Source organism: Vibrio coralliirubri (assembly GCF_024347375.1).
GTDB lineage: Bacteria > Pseudomonadota > Gammaproteobacteria > Enterobacterales > Vibrionaceae > Vibrio > Vibrio coralliirubri.
In genome coordinates this window covers 200,076-222,841 of sequence record NZ_AP025470.1, presented here as the reverse complement: position 1 = coordinate 222,841, position 22,766 = coordinate 200,076, and the positions used below count along the sequence as shown (strand labels likewise).

General features: G+C 46.4%; 16 protein-coding genes. 14 read left to right on the top strand and 2 right to left on the bottom strand.

What is annotated here, in order from left to right:
- Positions 1-58 precede the first annotated feature (58 nt).
- The 10 genes from OCV20_RS00995 to OCV20_RS00950 all read left to right on the top strand — a co-directional run bounded on the left by OCV20_RS00995 (position 59) and on the right by OCV20_RS00950 (position 13,058).
- Positions 59-1,366 carry an anaerobic C4-dicarboxylate transporter gene (locus OCV20_RS00995; protein ID WP_017061168.1) on the top strand — a complete coding sequence of 436 codons (1,308 nt, stop codon included), beginning with the start codon at positions 59-61 and terminating at the stop codon, positions 1,364-1,366.
- Positions 1,367-1,876: 510 nt separating this feature from the next.
- Positions 1,877-3,325: a YfcC family protein gene (locus OCV20_RS00990; protein WP_017062726.1), complete on the top strand. Its 1,449-nt coding sequence runs from the start codon at positions 1,877-1,879 to the stop codon at positions 3,323-3,325.
- Positions 3,326-4,130: 805 nt separating this feature from the next.
- Entirely contained in the window at positions 4,131-5,354 is a 1,224-nt protein-coding gene (gene arcA / locus OCV20_RS00985) for an arginine deiminase (RefSeq protein ID WP_017062724.1), read from the top strand.
- A gap of 73 nt (positions 5,355-5,427) precedes the next feature.
- Positions 5,428-6,339 carry a carbamate kinase gene (gene arcC / locus OCV20_RS00980; protein WP_086775583.1) on the top strand — a complete coding sequence of 304 codons (912 nt, stop codon included), beginning with the start codon at positions 5,428-5,430 and terminating at the stop codon, positions 6,337-6,339.
- A 141-nt stretch (positions 6,340-6,480) separates the two neighbouring features.
- The gene (locus tag OCV20_RS00975) at positions 6,481-7,491 is read left to right on the top strand and encodes an ornithine carbamoyltransferase (RefSeq protein ID WP_017063666.1); all 1,011 of its coding nucleotides are present in this window, start codon (positions 6,481-6,483) and stop codon (positions 7,489-7,491) included.
- Positions 7,492-7,967: 476 nt separating this feature from the next.
- Positions 7,968-8,897, top strand: a complete 930-nt coding sequence (pyrB, locus tag OCV20_RS00970) for an aspartate carbamoyltransferase (RefSeq protein WP_004729720.1) — start codon at positions 7,968-7,970, stop codon at positions 8,895-8,897.
- A 15-nt stretch (positions 8,898-8,912) separates the two neighbouring features.
- Complete coding sequence (pyrI, locus tag OCV20_RS00965; RefSeq protein ID WP_048605441.1) at positions 8,913-9,377, top strand: aspartate carbamoyltransferase regulatory subunit; 465 nt, start codon at positions 8,913-8,915, stop codon at positions 9,375-9,377.
- A gap of 327 nt (positions 9,378-9,704) precedes the next feature.
- A complete protein-coding gene (locus OCV20_RS00960) occupies positions 9,705-10,193 on the top strand; it encodes an arginine repressor (RefSeq protein WP_017063664.1) in 489 nt (162 codons plus the stop codon).
- A gap of 175 nt (positions 10,194-10,368) precedes the next feature.
- Entirely contained in the window at positions 10,369-12,216 is a 1,848-nt protein-coding gene (locus OCV20_RS00955; RefSeq protein WP_086775584.1) for a protein-disulfide reductase DsbD, read from the top strand.
- 212 nt (positions 12,217-12,428) lie between these two features.
- Positions 12,429-13,058: a response regulator gene (locus tag OCV20_RS00950; RefSeq protein WP_048605445.1), complete on the top strand. Its 630-nt coding sequence runs from the start codon at positions 12,429-12,431 to the stop codon at positions 13,056-13,058.
- Here OCV20_RS00950 and OCV20_RS00945 read toward each other — a convergent pair.
- On the bottom strand, positions 13,055-14,806 hold the full coding sequence (locus OCV20_RS00945) for a potassium/proton antiporter (RefSeq protein ID WP_086775585.1): 1,752 nt from the start codon (positions 14,804-14,806) through the stop codon (positions 13,055-13,057). The genes OCV20_RS00950 and OCV20_RS00945 overlap by 4 nt on opposite strands.
- A gap of 413 nt (positions 14,807-15,219) precedes the next feature.
- Between OCV20_RS00945 and OCV20_RS00940 the strand changes: the two genes are divergently transcribed.
- From OCV20_RS00940 to OCV20_RS00925, 4 genes are all read left to right on the top strand, one after another.
- Positions 15,220-15,486: a DUF4212 domain-containing protein gene (locus tag OCV20_RS00940; protein ID WP_010435433.1), complete on the top strand. Its 267-nt coding sequence runs from the start codon at positions 15,220-15,222 to the stop codon at positions 15,484-15,486.
- Between the two features lie 10 nt (positions 15,487-15,496).
- On the top strand, positions 15,497-17,200 hold the full coding sequence (locus OCV20_RS00935) for a sodium:solute symporter family protein (protein ID WP_017062715.1): 1,704 nt from the start codon (positions 15,497-15,499) through the stop codon (positions 17,198-17,200).
- Positions 17,201-17,401: 201 nt separating this feature from the next.
- A complete protein-coding gene (locus tag OCV20_RS00930; protein WP_081090254.1) occupies positions 17,402-17,788 on the top strand; it encodes a hypothetical protein in 387 nt (128 codons plus the stop codon).
- Positions 17,789-17,800: 12 nt separating this feature from the next.
- The gene (locus OCV20_RS00925; RefSeq protein WP_086775586.1) at positions 17,801-19,186 is read left to right on the top strand and encodes a class II fumarate hydratase; all 1,386 of its coding nucleotides are present in this window, start codon (positions 17,801-17,803) and stop codon (positions 19,184-19,186) included.
- Positions 19,187-19,280: 94 nt separating this feature from the next.
- On the opposite strand, the gene OCV20_RS00920 is transcribed toward OCV20_RS00925, so the two are convergent.
- Positions 19,281-22,712: a hybrid sensor histidine kinase/response regulator gene (locus tag OCV20_RS00920; protein WP_086775594.1), complete on the bottom strand. Its 3,432-nt coding sequence runs from the start codon at positions 22,710-22,712 to the stop codon at positions 19,281-19,283.
- Positions 22,713-22,766: the final 54 nt, after the last annotated feature.

Below are 22,766 nucleotides of genomic sequence, written 5' to 3'. Positions count from 1 at the left end.
TATGTGAACATTCCAGCGGCGAATGTTCACATAATAAAATCTAAATGAGGTGTTACTTATGATTGCAGTAGAACTGTTTGTCGTCCTGCTCTTTATCTTTTTGGGGGCCAGAATTGGCGGTATCGGTATTGGTTTTGCCGGTGGTGCTGGTGTTATTGCCCTTTCACTTATTCTTGGCGTTCCAACAAGCCAATCTTTCATCCCGATCGACGTAATCTTGATCATCATGTCAGTTATCACCGCAATTGCTGCAATGCAAGTTGCTGGCGGTATGGACTGGTTGGTACAAATTGCCGAAAACTTTTTGCGTAAACACCCTGAACGCATCACCTTTTACGCGCCGATTGTGACCTTTGTAATGACGCTGATGGCGGGTACTGGTCACACAGCATTCTCTACGCTTCCTGTTATTGCAGAAGTAGCGAAAGGCCAAGGCGTTCGTCCTTCTCGTCCACTGTCTATCGCAGTTGTCGCTTCTCAAATTGCTATCACAGCTTCGCCAATCTCGGCTGCAGTTGTCGCTTTCGCAGCAATGCTGGCACCATTTGGTGTTGATTACCTAACGCTATTGATGGTTTGTATCCCAACAACCTTCATCGCTTGTATGGTTGGTGCGGTTGTTGCTAACTACATGGGTAGCGAACTGAAAGACGATCCTGTTTACCAAGAACGTCTAGAGAAAGGTCTAATCAAACTGGCGACAGAAGAGAAACGCGAAATTCTACCAACGGCGAAGAAAGCAACGTACATCTTCCTAGCAGCAATTGGTTTCGTGGTTTGTTACGCAGCGGCTATCTCTAGCTCTGTTGGCCTAATTGAAAACCCAGCGCTAGGTCGTAACGAAGCGATCATGTCTGTGATGCTGGCAGCAGCAGCGGCTATCGTGATGTTCACTAAGATTGATGCGGCGAAGATTTCTTCTGCGCCAACGTTCCGTTCTGGTATGACGGCATGTGTATGTGTACTTGGTGTGGCTTGGTTAGGTTCAACGTTTGTAAACGCACACGTAGCTGAAATCAAAGACGTAGCAGGCGCTCTACTGGCTGACTACCCATGGATGCTGGCTCTTGTTCTGTTCTTCGCTTCTATGCTGCTTTACTCTCAAGGCGCAACAACGGTTGCACTGATGCCTGCAGCACTAGCGATTGGCGTAGCACCACTAACAGCCGTTGCTTCTTTTGCTGCGGTAAGTGCGCTGTTCGTACTTCCAACTTACCCTACACTACTAGCAGCGGTTGAGATGGATGACACAGGCTCAACGCGTATCGGTAACTACGTATTCAACCACCCGTTCTTCATTCCAGGTGTGGTAACAATCAGTACTGCGGTAGCACTAGGCTTCGCATTCGGCGGTCTGTTTATCTAACATTCGCTGGTGATTGAACATTAAAAAGGAAGCTTCGGCTTCCTTTTTTGTTTTCTGCTCAATGTGTTATTTGATACGCATCAAATAACCATTATAAACTTTAAAAACCGCCTAAAAATAAAGTTTGAATAAAATTCCAAGATTATTCAAACCGATCATAAACAACACCTATCAAATCAATCTCCTTCCACTTCCAGTTAATCCACAACGAATATTAATCCAAGCTAACTAACCAAAAAACCTAGACGATTTTCTACCATTTTTCAGCCCGTTCATTAGCCATTATTTTTGTGAACAGCACCAAACTTAAATACCAAAGTAAGGAATAAAATAACCGCAGCTAAATTAAATCTAACTTCATTTGGATTAGTAAATATAAAAACAACCTTAATTTAAAGTCAGCAACTTTATATCGTTGAGTGCTTTATAAGTGTCCGTGTATTTACAATCTATAAATCATTAGTCGCTAATTCACATCACTTCTATTTAAGATGATGTAAGGAGATAGCCATGACAACTCAAACGATACCAAGCGAGAAAAAAAAGGGCGGCTTCTTTGCCAACTTTAAATTCCCTTCTGCCTACACCATTCTATTTATTCTGATTGCGTTCGTCGCACTGCTTACCTGGATTGTTCCAGCAGGCCAATACGACCGTGCAATGAATGAAGAGCTAGGCCGAGAAGTACCCGTAACCGGAACCTATCAAGCGGTAGAAGGTAACCCTCAAGGCGTGATTGATGTACTGCTAGCGCCTATTGACGGCTTCTACGACCACAATAGCTATGAAGCGGCGGCTATCGACGTTTCGCTGTTCATCTTAATCATTGGTGGCTTCTTAGGGTTAGTAACCAAAACGGGTGCCATTGATGCCGGTATCGAGCGCGTTACCGCCCGCTTAGAAGGACGAGAAGAGTTGATGATACCCATACTGATGGCGCTGTTTGCCGCAGGTGGTACTGTCTACGGCATGGCGGAAGAATCACTGCCCTTCTATACATTGCTAGTGCCGGTAATGATGGCAGCTCGCTTTGACCCTCTTGTTGCCGCTGCGACCGTACTGCTTGGCGCAGGTATTGGGGTGCTGGGTTCAACGATTAACCCATTCGCAACCGTGATCGCTGCCAACGCCTCTGGTATTCCATTTACAGACGGTATCGTGTTGCGCATTGCTATGTTGATTATTGGTTGGGGTATTTGTGTTGCCTACGTGATGCGTTACGCAAGAATGGTTCAAGCCGATCCAACAACATCAATTGTCTACGACAAATACGAAGAAAACAAAGCACACTTCTTAGGTAATGCGAGCGGCGAAAAACTTGAATTCACCGCGACTCGTAAACTGATTCTGACCATTTTTGGTGGCTCGTTCGCTGTAATGATTTACGGTGTATCCGTTGCTGGATGGTGGATGGCTGAGATCTCAGCGATGTTCTTAGCAGCAACCATCATCGTTGGTATTGTGGCTCGCATGAGCGAAGAAGAGTTTACCACCAGCTTCATTGATGGTGCCCGCGACCTACTTGGCGTTGCGCTCATCATAGGTATTGCACGTGGTATTGTGGTGGTGATGGACCGCGGTATGATCACCGATACTATTCTCTTCTCTGCAGAACAGATGGTAACGGGGCTTTCTTCGGTTATCTTCATTAACGTTATGTTCTTCTTAGAGATTCTACTGTCGTTCTTAGTGCCATCAACCTCTGGCTTAGCGGTACTTACCATGCCAATCATGGCACCATTGGCAGACTTTGCCGGTGTAGGTCGTGACCTGGTTATCACTGCGTACCAATCAGCATCTGGCTTGGTGAACCTAATCACCCCAACCTCAGCGGTGGTGATGGGTGGCTTGGCGATTGCTCGCGTCCCTTACGTGCGCTGGGTTAAGTGGGTGATGCCACTAGTCGGTATCTTGATGGTGTTCTGCATTGTTGTACTGAGTATTGGTGCGCTTATCTAACTACCAGCACTTCACTCCTTTCTCATTCAAAGCCGCTTCTCACAGCGGCTTTTTTATTGTTCCCTCTCAAAGTAACCCTCTGCTACTGAAACAGCTCCTCAAAGCCATACACGCGATATTCAAAGTATTTTCTGTTCGTAGCAAAGCTCAGCCAAACCCAAGCACTCGCAATAGAAGAATCAATCCTACTTTTAAACATCCAATTTTCTTGATGAAATAACACTCTATTTTCAACCATGATGTTTAAACAAATAGTTAGTCACTTATTAGCGTTAATTATATTTAAAGTAATTTATAGCCTAATAAATAGACGAGGGGTAATACCCTTTTTTATCAAAAAACACACTTAAACAGCCGGTTTTAAAATGTGATCACAACAGCTTTATTCGCATTTACTTTGTTAATAAATAATTAATTCCACATCCAAAATTAAATATCTAAATAAAAACACTGCATACTTCCAAGCTAAGTACACTCTTATCAATAAAACTATTCTGCATATAATCTCTCGTAAATTAGATTCTAGTAAGTTTCATCAAAAAAGCGTGCATAAAGTTCCCTAACCGCTAACTATTTAGAATGTATTAGTCATGACTGAAAGTGCATAAAGTTTGTTAAAACCCTTAATTTTAAAGGGCTGCGGGATAAAAAACGATTTGTGATAGATCTCTAAGAATACCTGACTAGCAGGCGTAATATTAATTCCAGACAAGAGATATGAATAAATAATTCATTCTTCTCAACTGAAAATAAATAATTACTCTTAGCGATAAAAGTAATTCAAATATATAAGAGAGAGACGATCATGAGTAAGTTCTATGTAGGTTCTGAAATAGGTCAATTACGCCGCGTTCTAGTTCACCGTCCAAGACGCGCACTGACTCACCTAACACCCTCTAACTGTCACGATTTACTATTTGATGACGTACTGGCTGTTGAGCGTGCAGGTAAAGAGCATGACGCATTTACTCAAACGCTACGTGATCAAGGTGTTGAAGTTCTTCTTCTTACTGACCTACTAGCAGACACGCTAGCAGTGCCAGAAGCGAAAGATTGGCTTTTGAATCATCAAGTTTCTGATTACCGCTTAGGCAAAACTTTTGCTAACGACGTGCGTTGCTACTTGGGCGACTTACCAAACCTAGAGCTAGCAAAAATCCTAACGGGCGGTCTGTCTTACGCTGAGATGCCAATGAAATCATCTTCAATGATGCAAGGCATGCACGCACCAACCGACTTCATTATCGAACCGCTACCAAACCACCTATTTACTCGTGACACATCTTGCTGGGTATACGGTGGCGTATCCATCAACCCGATGGCGAAACCAGCTCGTCAACGTGAAACCAACCACGTTCGCGCTATTTACCGCTGGCACCCAACATTCGCAGGCCAAGACTTCATTAAATACTTCGGCGATGAAGAAAACATCAGCTACGACAACTCAACGATTGAAGGCGGTGACGTTCTTGTAATCGGTCGTGGCACCGTTCTTATCGGTATGTCTGAGCGCACAACAGCACAAGGTGTTGAGCACTTAGCATCTAGCCTATTCAAACACGGCCAAGCGAAACAAGTTATCGCAATGCAGCTACCAAAACACCGCTCTTGCATGCACTTAGACACCGTGATGACGCACATGAACGAAGATACGTTCTCTGTTTACCCTGAAGTGGTAAGTAAAGACGTGCAGTGCTGGAACCTAACTGGCGATGAGTCTGGCGCTGTGAAAGTGAAAGAAGAAGGCTACTTCGTAACGGCTATCGAAAAAGCACTTGGCGTAGACAAGCTAAACCTAATCACGACCGGTGGTGACAACTTCCATGCAGAGCGTGAGCAGTGGAACGATGCAAACAACGTTCTAACGGTTAAACCTGGCGTCGTGATTGGCTACGAAGGCAACACATACACCAATGAAAAATACGACAAAGCAGGCATCACGGTTCTTCCGATTCCAGGAGACGAACTTGGCCGCGGTCGCGGTGGCGCACGCTGCATGAGCTGCCCAATTGAGCGTGATGGTATCTAATCACTAAGACGAAAACGGCCAAGCTGAACGATCTTAAATAATCTCAGCTTGGCCAAAATGAGAGAACACAATTATGACTAAGCAAACTGTTGTTGTTGCACTCGGCGGTAACGCCCTACTTCGTCGCGGTGAACCGTTAGAAGCCGATGTTCAACGCCGTAATATTGAAACTGCGGTTAAAACCATCTCTGAAATCGCAAAAGTGTACAACGTGGTTCTAGTGCACGGTAATGGCCCACAAGTTGGTCTACTTGCTCTGCAAGGTTTGGAATACAAAAAAGTAAATCCATATCCGCTAGATGTATTGGGCAGTGAGACTCAAGGCATGATCGGCTACATGCTGATGCAAGAGTTCAAGAACTATCTGCCTAACCGCAACATCTCGTGCATGTTGACGCAAATGACGGTTGATCCAAACGATCCTGCATTCGCAGATCCAACTAAGCCGATTGGCCCGATCTACGAAGAAGCAGAAGCACGTGAATTGGCGGAGAAATTCCACTGGATCGTCAAACCAGACGGCCAACACTTCCGTCGCGTTGTGCCAAGCCCACGCCCTACTGGCATTGTTGAACACGAAGCGATCACCCAACTTATCGATGCAGGCCACCTCGTAATTTGTACTGGCGGCGGCGGCATCCCAGTGAAAAAAGAGAACGGCAAATTAGTCGGTGTTGAAGCAGTTATCGACAAAGACATGTCAGCGGCTTTCTTGGCGAAACAACTGGATGCGGATGCGCTGCTTATTTTGACCGACGCGGACGCTGTTTATCTTGATTGGGACAAACCGACTCAACACGCACTGCGCAGCACCACACCAAGCGAACTGGCGCAATTCGAATTTGATGCAGGCTCTATGGGACCAAAAATTGAAGCATCGTGCGAATTCATTCAGCAAGGCGGCAAGGTTGTAGGTATCGGCGCACTCGAAGATGGTTTGCAAATCCTGCAAGGCTTGGCGGGCACCAACATCACCAAAGATTAATCTACTCGCGAGCTTTTCAAACCTTGCGAGAAAACTGAATCACCGTTTGAACTGAAATTAATACACAAAAATTGAATCGCGCTTTCTTGAATTTTCTTTCCCTGTAACAAGAAAGCGCCTAAATCTAAGAAGGAATACATCATGGCTTTTAACCTACGCAATCGTAACTTCCTAAAACTACTAGATTTCACTCCACGCGAAATTCAACACTTGTTAGATCTTTCTATGGAGCTAAAAAAAGCGAAGTACAACGGTTACGAACAGCCAACACTGACTGGCAAAAACATTGCGCTTATCTTTGAGAAAACCTCTACTCGTACTCGCTGTGCATTCGAAGTAGCGGCATTCGATCAAGGCGCTCGAGTATCTTACTTAGGCCCATCTGGCTCTCAAATTGGCCACAAAGAATCAATGAAAGATACCGCTCGCGTTCTAGGCCGTATGTACGATGGCATTGAATACCGCGGCTTCGGTCAAGAAATCGTTGAAGAGCTCGGCGCTTACGCTGGAGTTCCAGTATGGAATGGTCTAACTGACGAATTCCACCCAACACAGATCCTTGCTGACTTCCTAACTATGACGGAATACGGCCGTGGCAAACAACTGCATGAAATCAGCTTTGCTTACCTAGGTGATGCTCGCAACAACATGGGTAACTCTCTGATGGTTGGCGCTGCGAAAATGGGTATGGACATTCGCCTTGTTGCTCCAAAACAATTCTGGCCACAAGAAGAGCTATTGGCTCAATGTCGTGAAATCGCAGAACACACTGGCGGCAAAATCACGCTAACAGAAGATGTTCAAGAAGGCGTGCAAGGTTGTGACTTCCTATACACCGACGTTTGGGTATCGATGGGCGAAGCAAAAGAAGCATGGGCTGAGCGTATCAACCTAATGATGCCTTACCAAGTGAACATGGAAATGATCAAAGCAACAGGCAACCCACATGTGAAATTCATGCACTGCCTACCGGCTTTCCACGGCGAAGATACAACCGTCGGCAAACAGCTTGCTGCTGAATATCCACAGCTTAAAGATGGCGTAGAAGTGACGGATGAAGTGGTCGAGTCTGAATACTCAATCGTGTTCGATGAAGCAGAAAACCGCATGCACACCATCAAAGCAGTAATGGTTGCGACACTAGGCAGCTAATAAATTACGAAGTTAAAAAGTTAAGCACGCACTTGTTCGCAAGATATTGACAAGCTAAGTGTAATAACAGGGAAATGCGGGTGGCGTTCTTGGGGTTTTGACCTTGGATAAAACCCGCATTTTTTTTCACGTACTAGAAAAGATTATTACCTCAAAAAGCCTGAGATTCTCAGTTCCAACAAAGGCTTAAATATAAGCTAGAAATGGATGAGATTTCGCATAAAAATCCATTAAATGAATACTTTACAGAAAGTATTGCATGGCCTTTTTATCTGAGTATAATCCTCCGCAATTTGTCTAAAGAGAGCAAAAAATGAACCGCAATTCTGTCGCACATAATTGTCAAACTACACGCCAAAGAGTGGCGGTGGTGTCATTTTTATTTTGCTCTATTGATCGTTTCGAAGCCTCCTATTTTTAGGGGGCTTTTTTTTGTCCGCAATTTGACTGTATGCATAGAAAAAGGAAGACCCGTTATGGCGCATTCGTTATTTAACAAGCACATCATCTCCATTCCAGAGCTCTCTCGTGATGAACTGGAGCTTATCGTCGATACTGCCGCAAGACTCAAAGCAGAACCAAATCCAGAGCTGCTGAAAAATAAGGTAGTGGCGAGTTGCTTCTTTGAACCTTCAACTCGAACTCGCCTTTCATTTGAAACCGCAGTTCAACGCCTAGGTGGCACGGTCATCGGTTTTGATAATGGCGGTAACACATCGCTGGCGAAAAAAGGCGAAACACTTGCCGATTCGGTGCAGGTTATCTCTTCTTACGTTGACGCCTTTGTGATGCGTCACCCACAAGAAGGCGCAGCACGTTTAGCCTCTGAGTTCTCTAACGGTGTGCCAATTGTAAATGGTGGCGACGGTGCCAATCAGCACCCAACGCAAACCTTGTTGGATCTGTTCTCGATTTACGAGACTCAAGGCACGCTTGATAATCTCAATGTGGCATTCGTCGGCGACCTAAAATATGGCCGTACCGTACACTCATTGACGCAAGCACTATCAAAATTCAACAACGTGCGTTTCTTCTTTATCGCGCCAGAAGTGTTAGCCATGCCGGATTACATCTGTGAAGAACTGGAAGAGATGGGGATCCAATACAGCACCCACAGCAGCATTGAAGAAGTGGTGCCTGAGCTTGATGTTCTGTACATGACTCGCGTACAGAAAGAGCGCTTTGATGCGTCAGAATACGCGCACATGAAATCGGCTTACATTCTAACGGCTGATACGCTGAAAGACGCTCGCCAAAACATGAAGGTGCTTCACCCACTACCACGTGTCGATGAAATCACAACCGACGTAGATAAAACGCCACACGCTTACTACTTCGAGCAAGCTGAAAACGGTGTGTATGCTCGCGAAGCCCTATTAGCCCTAGTTCTAAACGACACTTTATAAGCAGGAGAAACAGTCATGGTTAAACAAACTCAGCTACAAGTAGAAGCCATTCGTAACGGCAGCGTCATTGACCACATCCCTGCTCACCTTGGGATCAAAATCCTCAAGTTGTTTAAATTGCACAAGACCGAGCAGCGCATCACCATGGGATTGAATCTGCCATCATCAGCGCTGGGACACAAAGACCTAATCAAGATTGAGAACATCTTTCTGACTAAGGAACAAGCCAACCAATTGGCTCTGTACGCCCCGCAAGCGACGGTCAATCAGATTGAAGAGTACAAGGTGGTGAACAAGCTAACATTAGTGCTGCCAGACCAAATCAACAGTGTCTACTCTTGCCCAAATAGCAACTGTATTTCACACGGTGAGCCAGTCGAAAGCAGCTTTAAAGTGCAGCTAAAACAGGAAAACGTGCAGCTAAAATGTCACTACTGTGAAAAAGTATTCTCTCGCGAGATCATGAGTGAAATTCGCTAACCCTTAGCGCCATTATCACGGTCTCCAAAGCACCCTAATACCGATGGATATTTATGCCAAACTTGGAATAAATATCCATTTAGCAAAAGAATAAAACTCCAAAATAAAAGCAATTAACTAGAATTTTATTTGGTGATCCCCTTCAAAAAGATAACTATCCTTTAGTGGTAGACTCGATGGATAGACGATCATATATCACGCATACCTTCCCTCTTTATTTCGGGATTCATCGGTAAGCCCTATTTAACAATCGTACTCTACGGCTTTGGGAGTACGCTCGGCGCTATGGACAAGCGATAACCACATGTTGACCTTAAGGAGTTGTTCATGAACCCAATCACTGAGCACGGTTGCTTGTATTCAGCTGAAGATAAAACACTGACTGCAGCGTGCAAACGCTTACTACAACAACAAAGCTTCTCGACCCAAAATCAACTGCGAGAGAAACTCGTCGATATTGGTTATACAGGTATCAGCCAATCGACCGTATCTCGTATTTTGTCACAGCTTGGCGTTGTCAAAATTCAGAATGCGTGCGGTAAAAAGGTTTACTGCATCACGGTTGAAAGTGCACCGGTTCGTGTCGATGCATCCATCTCTTCGCAAATCGAATTCATCACTCATAACCAAGCGATGGTCATCGTAAAAACTCATCCCGGTTGTGCGCAATTAGTCGCAAGATTAGTTGATATCGACCCACATACCGAGATTATCGGCACCGTTGGCGGCAACGATACTGTGCTTATTATTCCAAAAGATACGATGAATATTGATGCTTGCGAACAAGTCGTAAAAGCGCGCTTGGGTGTTGCTTAAATGTCTATTTTACAAGGGCAAGTCACTCAAGTTGAATTGCAGCTCCCCTCTCGATTACCCAATAAAATCGCTATCCCGCCTTAGGGGATATTTGTTTGCCGATGAAACTAATAGCAAACTATTACGGTCTGATTGAGTTAAGATACCTTCAACTCCATTTTGATGACTAAATAGTATGCGACGACTTGCCACATTACTTTTTGTTTGTGTTTCCCTATTCACCCAGCCTGCGTGGGCGCTATTTGGGAACGACAACGCCGAGCCAAGCTTCGGAGGCAATAACAATGGTTTTGTCCCTGTAGACCAAGCTTTCCCTTTCAATTACTACCAGCAAGACGACAAAGTTTTTCTCGACTGGCAAGTAAAAGAGGGCTACTACCTCTATCAACATAGCCTCTCGTTCACCGGGCAAAATCTCGCTATCGGTAATGTTGAATTAGAAGATGGTAAGCCACACCAAGATGAATTCTTCGGTGAAGTGAGCATTTATACTCAACCTTTATTCGTGCAAGTTCCTCTACAGAGTTACCAAGATGGCTCACAGCTGATCGTTAAGTATCAAGGCTGTGCGGACGCAGGTTTCTGCTACCCACCAGAGATTCGTGTCATCGACATTGAACCTTTCACAGCAACAGGCTCTCCTAATTCGCAAGGTAGTGACTCACAAGCTTCATCTTCTGCTAGCAACGAGACCGATGTTTCTACGCAACCAACGTCTCCAAAAGCAGACGTTGTAAGTAACACGACTCAACAGCCAAATGCCCCAGTATCAAAAGAAGCAGGCTTAGCCGATAAGCTCGGTGACAGTTGGTGGACCCCTCTATTATTCTTAGCACTCGGTGTTGGTTTAGCCTTTACGCCGTGTGTGCTGCCTATGTATCCGATTCTAACGGGTATCGTTTTAGGTGGTGGCAAGCTCAGCCAAGGTCGCGCGTTAATGCTGTCGTTTATTTACGTACAAGGCATGGCGTTAACCTACACCTTATTGGGTTTAGTGGTTGCTTCAGCAGGCATGCAGTTCCAAGCCGCTATGCAGCACCCTTACGTGCTGATCGCGCTGAGTGTTCTGTTCGTGGCGTTAGCAATGTCGATGTTTGGCGTTTATAACCTGCAACTGCCAAGCAGCATTCAAACTTGGCTCAATAATCAAAGCAACAAGCAGCAAGGTGGCAATACCTTGGGCGTATTCGCAATGGGCGCTATCTCTGGCTTGGTGTGTTCACCTTGTACCACGGCGCCATTGTCAGGCGCGCTGCTGTATGTGGCTCAGAGTGGCGACCTATTAACGGGTGCGATTGCTCTGTATGCATTAGCGATGGGTATGGGTATTCCGCTGATTTTAGTTGCGGTATTTGGTAATAAGCTATTGCCTAAAGCGGGCAGCTGGATGGACAAGGTGAAGATCGTATTCGGCTTTATCTTGCTTGCCGCGCCTATCTTCCTGCTAGAGCGAATCATTCCTGAATTGTGGGCAACCGTGCTTTGGTCTGGCCTTGGCTTCATCGCCTTTGGTTGGCTTTACCACAGCAAGAATGCACTGCCATTTGGTGGCTGGAAGCAAAGCGCTGTGGGTATCATCGCGATGCTTGGCCTGTTCGCATCAGCTCAACCTGCGCTCAATTACTGGTTTGCAGAAAAGAGCGTAGTGGCAGAACAGCACATCCAATTTGCGCGCATCAACACGGTTGAAGAGTTAGAAATCCAGCTAATCGAAGCGAAGAAACTCGGTAAGCCTGTGATGCTCGACTTCTACGCCGATTGGTGTGTGGCGTGTAAAGAATTCGAGAAGTACACCTTCCATCAAGCTGATGTGGAGAACAAGCTTTCTGACTTCGTACTGCTACAAGCAGATGTAACGAGAAACATGCCTCAAGACATTGAACTGCTTAAACAATTACAGGTACTTGGCTTACCGACGATTGAGTTCTGGGATGGCGAGGGTAACCATATTCCAAATGCTCGTGTAACCGGTTTTATGCCTGCTGATGTATTCTTAAAACACATGCAAAACCACCAGCTATAACGGCAATATTCACTAAAATATAAGCCGAATCGAAAGCCGCACCGCCCCTCCGTAACGAGATGGCAGTGCGGCTTTTTTGCTATTCAGAGTAACGCTTTCTTATTCCGGGGATAAAAGTCGATATGGTTCAGACTTTTAATGCATAGATATTGTCCACATACTCAATCAGGATGATAATAAATATTAACTAAATTGTTAAAAGTATGAACGTCATGGACTCGACCTATACCATCATCATTGCTGATGACCACCCTCTCTTTCGCAACGCCCTGTTTCAGTCAGTTCATATGGCGATCAGTGGTGCGAACCTGCTTGAGGCAGATTCTCTCGATGCCTTACTGACTCTGCTAAAGAAGGAAGACGAGCCGGATCTATTACTGCTCGATCTGAAAATGCCGGGTGCAAACGGCATGTCAGGCTTAATTCAACTTCGCGCTGAATACCCCGATCTACCGATTGTGGTGGTTTCTGCCAGTGAAGATGCTAGCGTGGTCACTCAGGTGAAGAGCCACGGTGCCTTTGGCTTTATTCCTAAGTCGAGTGATATGCGTGAGTTGGTGAGTGCACTGAATCAAGTGCTGAATGGCGACCCGTTCTTCCCTGAAGGGCTTATCACCAATAATGCAGCGTGTAGCGACCTTGCAGAAAAGATTTCCACACTGACGCCTCAGCAATACAAGGTATTAGGGATGCTTTCTGACGGCTTGCTTAATAAGCAAATCGCGTATGAATTGAATGTTTCGGAAGCGACCATCAAAGCACATATGACAGCCATCTTCCGTAAACTGGATGTAAAAAATCGTACTCAAGCGGTTATCTTGCTACAAGAAGTCCACAATTAAGCTTCACTGATATCCTCTTCTAAAGTCGTCTTAGGTAAACATAAACCCAACCTGACGACTTTATGATCATCGATCTCTGCAACTACCCAAGTAATGCCATGCCACTCAAAGCTATCGCCCAATACAGAGTGTGTGCCAAGCTCTTGAGCAACCAATTGTTTTAGCGTCATTTCTCGCTCTTCTTCCGAGCCAAGTTCAATACCATAACAATCACTCACTGCCGCAACTGATAGCTCAACATCCAAGAAGAAGTCACCAAAGAATCGTGCCGCTTCTTCTGCTAGAGGCGCCTCACTGAACAACGAACTTAAGCTGTCCAAATCTTTGTCTTGACCAAGCACGCATAAGATATCGTTCGCCTCTAACACAGTACTGCCTGATGGGTGAAGCATGGCATCTTGTCTAAACAGTGCTGTAATACGCGTCCCTTCTGGCATAGATAAGCGTTTAAGCGGCTCACCGACACACCACTTCTCGTCTTTCAACTTGTAAACAAACATCTCCCACTCACTGGTCGGATAAATCTCCATACCGGTACGAGAAATCGGTGTTGGCGTCGGTGGTAAAGTCACTTGAGCGAGTCTTGCAACTTTCATCAAGCTACCGCCTTGCACAATCAGCGAAACCATAACCACGAAGAAGGCGATATTGAAATACAGCTGAGCATTAGGCAAACCAGCCATCATCGGGAATACCGCTAAGATGATCGGTACTGCACCACGCAAACCTACCCAAGAAACAAACCAGCGTTCTTTGGTGGTAAAGCTTCTGAACGGCAGTAAACCCAACCAAACCGACAGCGGACGAGCAAACAAAATCATACCAAAGGCCAGTGCTAGCGCAGGCAGAGCAATGTCCATCAACGTTGATGGCGTCACCAATAAACCCAGCACCAAGAACATCACGATCTGGCTTAGCCACGTCATGCCATCAAGAACATTAAGAATAGAGTGTCGAGAGCGCGTCGGACGGTTACCAATGAACAGGCCTACAAGGTAGATCGATAAGATACCGCTGCCGCCAAGCATGTTAGAGAACGCAAACAGCGCCACACCACCACTGAGCACCAAAATAGAGTAAAGGCCGTCAGCCAGTTGCACTCGATTGATAAGACTCCATAGAAGCCAACCACCGCCAATGCCGACAAGGGTGCCGATACCAAACTGCATCGCAAAGCTTTTCAGTAGGAAGTTCATCCCCATTTCAGCATCAGGCGTGCCCAGCAGCGCAATTAAGGTCACCGTCAGGAACACCGCCATTGGGTCGTTGGTGCCTGATTCAATTTCTAGGGTTGAGCCAACACGCTCATTGAGGCTCTGCCCTTTCAGCAAAGAAAATACCGCAGCCGCATCGGTCGAGCCGACAATCGCGCCAACCAAGATGCCCTGCATCAATGACAAATCGAACAGCCACGCGGCCATTAAACCAGTGAGAGTCGCGGTACATGCCACGCCTATTGTCGCGAGCGAGAGAGACGGCCAAAAAGCGACCTTAAAACTCGCGACCTTGGTTCGCATACCGCCATCAAGCAAGATCACAGCAAGCGCAAGGTTACTCACCAAGTAAGTGAGTGAGTAATCATCAAAATTAATGCCACCGGGTCCATCTTCACCGGCTAGCATGCCAACGAAAAGGAAGATCAAAAGAATAGGAACGCCCAAGCGAGAGGACACTTGCGAAAAAAGCACACTGATAGCGATGAGCACCGCACCAGTTAAAAATAAGTGGTTAATAGTTATTGCGTCCAATTCGTCCCCCCAAAGAATAAAACCCGAGCTTTAAGCATGTTGATCTTCTGCCGTTAAGCAAGGCGCGGTCGGTAAAAGTGCCGCTGATACTATAACAAACTTATGTTTCGCTTCGTGTCATATGCAGGACTAAATACCGTTTCTCGGTCATTTAGTTGTTAAATTTTATGACTCGCATACTAATTCATGCGCTTTTGTTAGACCTTAGGCTAATTTAACAACATTGTAACATCAAATTTTTCTATGGTTATGCCTTCCAACCCCCATATTTCAGTGAATTAGCGCTAATAGTGTCCCGACTAAAGTTGCACAGATCCCTTTACTTATCCTTGCTACATTCTAAATCGTAACATTACGTTAACACAGCCATTTACAAAAACGGTTTCTACGAAAACGGAATAAAGGAGAAGGCAATGGCGTTCGAATCTACGGAACATGCTCAAGCCTACTGGAAGGAAAACTTGGGAATTATGGGAACACTGCTCGCGGTTTGGTTTGCAGTGTCTTACGGCGCTGGCATCTTATTTGTGGATGCCCTCAATACCGTTCAGTTTGGCGGGTTCAAGCTAGGATTTTGGTTCGCTCAGCAAGGTTCGATATACACCTTCGTGGCGCTGATATTTATTTACGTTGTCCGCATGAATGCGCTCGACAAAAAATACAACGTACAGGAAGACTAGAGGCTAGAACATGGATATTCAAACTTGGACGTTTATTCTCGTCGGTATTACTTTCGCGGTATATATCGGCATCGCAATCTGGGCCCGTGCAGGGTCTACTAGTGAGTTCTACGTTGCTGGCGGTGGTGTACACCCAGTAGCAAATGGCATGGCGACCGCCGCTGACTGGATGTCGGCAGCATCATTCATCTCAATGGCAGGTATCATCTCATTCGTTGGTTATGACGGTGCGGTTTACCTAATGGGTTGGACAGGTGGTTATGTACTACTTGCGCTATGTTTAGCACCTTACCTACGTAAGTTCGGTCAGTTTACGGTTCCTGATTTCATCGGTGAGCGTTACTACTCGAAAACGGCACGTATGGTAGCGGTATTCTGTGCAATCTTCGTATCGTTTACGTACGTTGCAGGCCAGATGCGTGGTGTGGGCGTTGTATTCTCTCGTTTCCTAGAAGTTGATATTAACCTAGGCATCATCATTGGTATGGGTATTGTGTTCTTCTACGCAGTACTGGGTGGCATGAAAGGCATCACTTATACGCAGGTAGCTCAATTCTGTGTCCTCATTTTCGCCTTCCTTGTTCCAGCAATCTTTACCTCAATCATGATGACAGGTAACCCACTTCCACAAGTTGGTATGGGCTCTACGCTATCAGGCACGGATGTTTACCTTCTTGATAAACTGGATGGACTGACCGAAGAACTCGGATTTACCGCCTATACCGAAGGTAACAAGAGCATGGTAGATGTATTCTTCATCTGTGCGGCTCTAATGGTCGGTACTGCGGGTCTTCCACACGTAATCATTCGTTTCTTCACGGTACCAAAAGTACGTGATGCTCGTATTTCAGCGGGTTGGGCACTACTGTTCATCTCATTGCTATACACAACAGCACCAGGCGTTGCAGCATTCGCTCGTGTAAACATGATCGAAACAATCAACGGCCCAGACATGCAAGGTGTCGCAGCAGCAGACGCACCAAGCTGGTACAAAAACTGGGAAAGCACTGGCCTAGTAGGTTGGGAAGATAAGAACGGCGATGGCAAAATGTTCTACTCGGGCGATGAGCGCAACGAGATGAAGATTAACCGTGACATCATCGTACTGGCTTCTCCAGAGCTAGCGAAACTACCAAACTGGGTTGTAGCACTGCTTGCAGCCGGTGGCCTAGCAGCCGCACTATCAACAGCCGCGGGTCTACTATTGGTAATCTCAACGTCGATTTCACATGACTTGTTGAAGAAAGGCTTCAGACCAAACATGACCGACAAGCAGGAGCTCTTAGCCGCTCGTCTGGCAGCCATGGTCGCGATTGTCGGTGCCGGTTACTTGGGTATTAACCCACCAGGCTTTGTAGCACAGGTAGTAGCGTTTGCCTTCGGCTTAGCTGCAGCATCCTTCTTCCCAGCGATTATCCTAGGTATCTTCTACAAGAAGATGAACAAGGAAGGCGCAATTGCAGGTATGTTGTCAGGTATTGCCTTCACAGCAAGCTACATCATCTACTTCAAGTTCATTAACCCAGCAGCAAGCACACCTGAAAACTGGTGGTTTGGTATCAGCCCAGAAGGCATCGGTACGCTAGGTATGTGTCTAAACTTCGTAGTATCGATTGCTGTAAACAAAGTAACTGCTGAAGTACCACAAGATGTACAAGATATGGTTGAGAACATCCGTTACCCGAAAGGTGCAGGTGAAGCTCACGACCACTAAGCACGACCACTAAACAAAGATGTTTAGCAAAAAAATGAATCAGTACTTACATTGTAGGGATTAGGTACTGACTCCAGAAAGCCGATACTTCGTGTATCGGCTTTTTCTTTTTCTGCTCACTTTATAAAAAGAGAAACAAAGGGTTGTTTTTAAAATCATACATGATAATAATTATCATTAACATCCAATAAAGAGATGCAGATGATGATGAAAGAGCAGCAGGTTCTCTATTCGAGGTTTTACAAAGCACAGGATCGCTTTGCTTCATTAGAACAAGTTCAAGGCCATGAGCCGTTTGTAATTCGAGAGTATATCGAATGTGCACTCACGCTTTCGGCTTACTATGAAAAGCATGCCGCTCAAGAAAACATCTTGTTGTGCGAGCTGTATCTACGCCAAGTTTTCTTTCATTTGATTGAAGCGATTGAGTCGCCTGAGCGCAGTTTCGCCTTTCGTCATATCTGCCTAGACTCTATTCACTCACCACTATTTTATTTGAAGCGCCACTACTGCCAGCAACCGCAAGGCCAAGCGCGTTTTTTGAATCTCAGCCAAACACTACAACAAGTCCAAGCCCCACTTGGCTAACAAGGATAGAACATGACCCTACAATTTCGGATTGAAAAAGACAGCATGGGCGAAGTGAAAGTCCCTGCCGATGCGCTATACCAAGCACAAACTCAGCGTGCAGCGGATAACTTTGCTTTTAGCTCGCACAAGATGCCGACCAGTTTTATTCAAGCACTGGCGTTAATTAAACAGGCAGCGGCAGATACCAATGCTCAGTTAGGTCTACTGGAGGGTGATATTGCCAATGCGATAGCCGAAGCCAGCCAAGAGATCATTGAGGGCAAACACCTCGATCAATTCCCGATCGATGTTTACCAAACCGGTTCTGGCACCAGCTCTAACATGAATGCCAACGAAGTGATTGCTACGCTTGCTTCAAGAAGCTTGCAAGGCGACGTGAATCCCAATGATCACGTCAACATGGGCCAAAGCAGTAACGATGTGGTGCCAACCGCAATTCAAGTGAGCGTTGCTTTGATGGCTGAAAATAAGCTGTTACCTGCACTAACTCACCTTGCTGAAGCTCTTACTATCAAACAGCAGGAACTTGCTGAGGTCGTGAAGACCGGTCGCACTCATCTAATGGATGCGATGCCAATGACCTTTGCTCAAGAGCTAGGTGGTTGGAAATTTCAGATAGAACACGCTAAACAAGCAATAGAGAACCCCCTACCCGCTATCAAGGCTTTAGCACAAGGTGGCACTGCGGTTGGAACAGGGATCAATGCTGACCCACGCTTTGCCGATAAGTTTGCGAGTAACCTGTCTCAATCGACAAAGATCAGTTTTAGCTCCAGTGAAAACTTCTTTTTTAACCTCAGCAGTCAAGACGCGATCGTTGCCTTTTCGGGTCAGCTCAAAACTGCAGCAGTTGCGATCATGAAGATCTCAAACGATCTTCGTTGGATGAACTCTGGGCCGTTGGCTGGCTTAGGGGAAATTGAATTACAGGCTCTACAGCCAGGCTCATCGATCATGCCTGGCAAGGTAAACCCTGTGATTCCAGAAGCTGCAGCTATGGCGGCGGCGCAAGTCATTGGCAACGACACCACCATTACCGTAGCTGGACAATCAGGTAACTTCCAACTCAATGTGATGCTGCCAGTGATTGCTCATAACGTTCTAGAAAGCATTGAGTTGTTGGCAAACAGCTCAGTCGCTTTAGCGGACAAAGCCATCGCGACCTTCACGGTACGCCAAGATAACCTCGATTTAGCCTTGTCAAAGAACCCAATCCTAGTGACCGCACTTAATCCTGTGATTGGCTACTTGAAGGCGGCTGATATTGCCAAGAAAGCCTATAAAGAAGGCTTACCAATTCTGGATGTCGCAGAAAGAGAAACCGATCTAAGCCGAGAAGAGCTCAGTAAACTGCTTGATCCAACCACACTGACACAAGGTGGCATTGCTGGTTAGTTATTGAATTAACAAACGAATAGTCATTCACAGAAATAACAGAGACAAAAAAGGCCTCAGCTGAGGCCTTTTTAATATCTAATAGTTAATTAAACTAACTCACGCGATTCAATACCGCTCTGAGCTTTAATGGCTTCACTGGCTTGGCAATGAAGCTGAAGCTGTTGGCCTTGATCGCTGCCAACATGTCATCGGTTCTATCAGCACTAATAATGACACCCTCAAAAGAATCACCAAGGCGCAAGCGACACTGCTGTAAGACTTCCAGACCCGTTCTGCCATTATCCAGACGGTAATCAGAGAAAATGACATCTGGCAGCCAACCCTCATCTAGGCACTGCAAGCTTTCGACCAGATCAACCGCCGTCTTAACCTCACAGCCCCAACGTCCAATCAGGTTTTCCATGCCGACTAAGATTTCTCGTTCATTGTCGACACACAATATCTTGAGATGTTCGATGTCGCTGGTCGCCATTGGCGTCGAAGCTTGCACAACTGGAGCCACTTTTTCCGCTCTAGCTAAGGTGATGGAAAAGACACTGCCTTGGCTCGGCCATGAACGCATCGAGATTTGATGGCCAAGCACATGAGCAATACCTTTCGAGATAGCTAACCCTAACCCCAATCCTTGATCGGCTCGCACTTGGCTGCCACGAGTAAACTCTTCGAAGATCTCTTGTTGCTTATCTTCATCGATACCGGTTCCGTTATCCCACACATCGATTCGAACCTTTCCATTCACTCTTCTCGCACCCAGTACCACTTTCCCCTCCGGGTTATAGCGAAACGCATTGGTCAAAAAGTTCTGAATCACACGCCTTAACAGCTTAGGGTCTGAGTGAATAAACAATGACGATGGGATCATCTTAAACTCAATTTTCTGTTGTCTCGCTAAGGCGCTAAATTCCGCGTTCAAATTGGTTAACACGTCATGCACGGCAATCGCGTGAATGTTGGTTTCTAACTTTCCGGATTCCAATCGAGAGATATCCAGCAAGTCGCCAATCAAATCTTCTGCGGCGCCAAGCGCACTCTCGATGTGAGATGAAAGTTGCTTCACCTCTTGCTCTTTTGCCACCTCAGACAGTGACGAAGCAAACAAGCGTGCAGCATTGAGCGGCTGCATCAAATCGTGGCTGACTGCCGCTAAGAAGCGACTCTTAGATTGTGATTCTTGATCCGAAATCTGCGTGGCTTTTACTAAGCGATGATTGAGTTTTTCGAGCTCTTGAGTTCGCTCATGTACTCTCGATTCCAAGCTTTCATTGGCATCTTTTAGCGCTTGCTCTGCTTGTCGGAATACCGTGATATCGGTAAAGCTCATCACAAAGCCACCACTTGGCATTGGGTTACCTTGCACCTCAATCACTCGGCCATCAGGACGAATACGAGAAGAGGTGTGTCGAGTGCCTTGCTCAAGGTGATAAACACGGCGGCGAACGTGATCTTCCGGGTCACCCGGGCCACACAAACCCTGCTCGGCATTGTGGCGAATCACATCGGAAATGGGTCGCCCAACCTGAATTAAGCCAGCAGGGAACTCAAACAATTCTAGATAGCGCTGATTCCATGCCACCAGCCTCATTTGTTTGTCTATTACTGCGATGCCTTGGCCAATATGTTCAATCGCGCCTTGCAGTAAACCGCGGCTGAAGTCGTACAGCTCCGAGGCTTCATCAACGATCGTCGCGACTTCTTCAAGCTGCATGTTTCTTCCCTGCAAAGCGGAAGTAAGTACTAACTTAGCAGACGAAGCACCGAATACTCCGGCGAGCACGCGCTCTGCGTGTCGAATCAGACTTGCAGGCGCTTGTTGATTAGGAAGCAGCGGCTGACCGTGTTGTTGCCAATAGCTGTGTAAGGCACTTTTCGCACGCTTTCGACCCACAAAACGCGACGCCAGCATCTCTAATTCAGCGACTGTCACACGGTTCTGATAGAGGCTGATATTCTCATTTTCAGGCAGTGGCGTACCAACAAATGCTGCTGATTGTAAGCGCTCACTTAGGCTTGGGCGAGTCGTCATCGAAACCACGGCATAACACAAGGTATTGAGCACAATACTCAGCACAATGCCCCAGTTTGAGCTGCTGATATCCCAACTGCTGAGCAACTCTGGCGGCGTAATAATCCACAGTAAAAGGTTACTTTCACTATCGCCCGCCAACATGCTGGTTTGGCTCATTAGGGTAATCAGCCAAATCAACGAGCCAACCATTAGACCGACATACACACCCTTGCGGTTACCCGGGCGCCAGTACAAACCACCGATAAGTGCGGGAGCGAATTGAGCAATCGCAGCAAAAGAAAGAAAGCCAATCGCTGACAGTGAATGAATGGTATCGAGCGCCTGATAAAACAGCCAAGCACCCAGTAACAGCAGTAAAATTAACCCGCGGCGAATCACCAATAGCAGGCCAGAAAAATGTCGATGGGTCCTTTGGGTTAGGCGCATACGGCGCAGAAGCAAAGGCATCACTAAATCGTTCGACACCATGATCGCCAAGGCGATGGTCGAGACAATCACCATCCCGCTCGCCGCCGAAGTACCACCAAGAAAAGCCAGCAAGGCAATGTGATTCGCACCTTCTGCCATTGGCACGCTGATCACGTAAGTATCCGCTGGCATGCCAGTAAGTAGCCCTTGTCCTGCCCAAGCAATTGGCAGCACGAACAGTCCCATCAAAATCAGGTAAAGCGGAAACAACCAACGAGCGGTATGCAAATCTTGAGGACGTTCGTTCTCAACCACCATGGTATGAAACTGACGCGGCAAACAGACAATCGCCAACATGGTTAAAACGGTATGAATAATTAAGGTCGGAATATTGGGCGATTCGTAGGTGGAAGCCGCCACATCAAGCAGGTCGATTTTGTCGCTGCTCATCGCCAGATACATGATGAACAGGCCAACAATCAAGAATGCCGCGAGCTTAACGATGGATTCAAACGCCACCGCCATCATCATGCCACGGTGATGCTCTGTGTTATCAATGTGTCTTGTACCAAACAGCATGGTAAAAATAGCCAAAGCACCGACCACGAACCAAGAGACGTGATAGTCCTGATAACCAAAGTCAGCCGCTAGGTTGGGCGCAACAATATCTAACCCCATGGTAATACCGCGCAGTTGCAGAGCAATATAAGGAAGGATACCGACCACAGCGATAACCGTCACCGCCACCGCTAAGCCCTGAGATTTTCCATAACGAGCCGCGATAAAGTCGGCAATGGAGGTGATGTGCTCCCGCTTCGCAATCAAAATCAACCGCGCTAAGATCCGCCAGCCTAGTGTAAAGACCAGAATCGGGGCGAGGTAAATGGGTAAAAAGGACCAAGGGTTGTTACTCGCCTGCCCGACCGTTCCATAGAAGGTCCAAGAGGTACAATACACCGCAATCGAAAGGCTATAGATCCACGGGCGCCAGCGCGATAGCCAACGAACCTGCCTGTCTCCATACCAAGCGATCAGAAATAACACGCCCAAGTAGGCTAAAGAGACTGGAATTACTATCCATCCTTGCATTGAAAACCCTTTTTTCATCCATAAAAAAACCTCTCCATAAGGGAGAGGTTTCAT

Bases quoted from the DNA above. Each gene is read 5' to 3' on its own strand.
- OCV20_RS00995 (WP_017061168.1), top strand. From the start codon at position 59: ATGATTGCAGTAGAACTGTTTGTCGTCCTGCTCTTTATCTTTTTGGGG.
- OCV20_RS00990 (WP_017062726.1), top strand. From the start codon at position 1,877: ATGACAACTCAAACGATACCAAGCGAGAAAAAAAAGGGCGGCTTCTTT.
- arcA (WP_017062724.1), top strand. From the start codon at position 4,131: ATGAGTAAGTTCTATGTAGGTTCTGAAATAGGTCAATTACGCCGCGTT.
- arcC (WP_086775583.1), top strand. From the start codon at position 5,428: ATGACTAAGCAAACTGTTGTTGTTGCACTCGGCGGTAACGCCCTACTT.
- OCV20_RS00975 (WP_017063666.1), top strand. From the start codon at position 6,481: ATGGCTTTTAACCTACGCAATCGTAACTTCCTAAAACTACTAGATTTC.
- pyrB (WP_004729720.1), top strand. From the start codon at position 7,968: ATGGCGCATTCGTTATTTAACAAGCACATCATCTCCATTCCAGAGCTC.
- pyrI (WP_048605441.1), top strand. From the start codon at position 8,913: ATGGTTAAACAAACTCAGCTACAAGTAGAAGCCATTCGTAACGGCAGC.
- OCV20_RS00960 (WP_017063664.1), top strand. From the start codon at position 9,705: ATGAACCCAATCACTGAGCACGGTTGCTTGTATTCAGCTGAAGATAAA.
- OCV20_RS00955 (WP_086775584.1), top strand. From the start codon at position 10,369: ATGCGACGACTTGCCACATTACTTTTTGTTTGTGTTTCCCTATTCACC.
- OCV20_RS00950 (WP_048605445.1), top strand. From the start codon at position 12,429: ATGGACTCGACCTATACCATCATCATTGCTGATGACCACCCTCTCTTT.
- OCV20_RS00940 (WP_010435433.1), top strand. From the start codon at position 15,220: ATGGCGTTCGAATCTACGGAACATGCTCAAGCCTACTGGAAGGAAAAC.
- OCV20_RS00935 (WP_017062715.1), top strand. From the start codon at position 15,497: ATGGATATTCAAACTTGGACGTTTATTCTCGTCGGTATTACTTTCGCG.
- OCV20_RS00930 (WP_081090254.1), top strand. From the start codon at position 17,402: ATGATGATGAAAGAGCAGCAGGTTCTCTATTCGAGGTTTTACAAAGCA.
- OCV20_RS00925 (WP_086775586.1), top strand. From the start codon at position 17,801: ATGACCCTACAATTTCGGATTGAAAAAGACAGCATGGGCGAAGTGAAA.
- OCV20_RS00920 (WP_086775594.1), bottom strand. From the start codon at position 22,712: ATGCAAGGATGGATAGTAATTCCAGTCTCTTTAGCCTACTTGGGCGTG.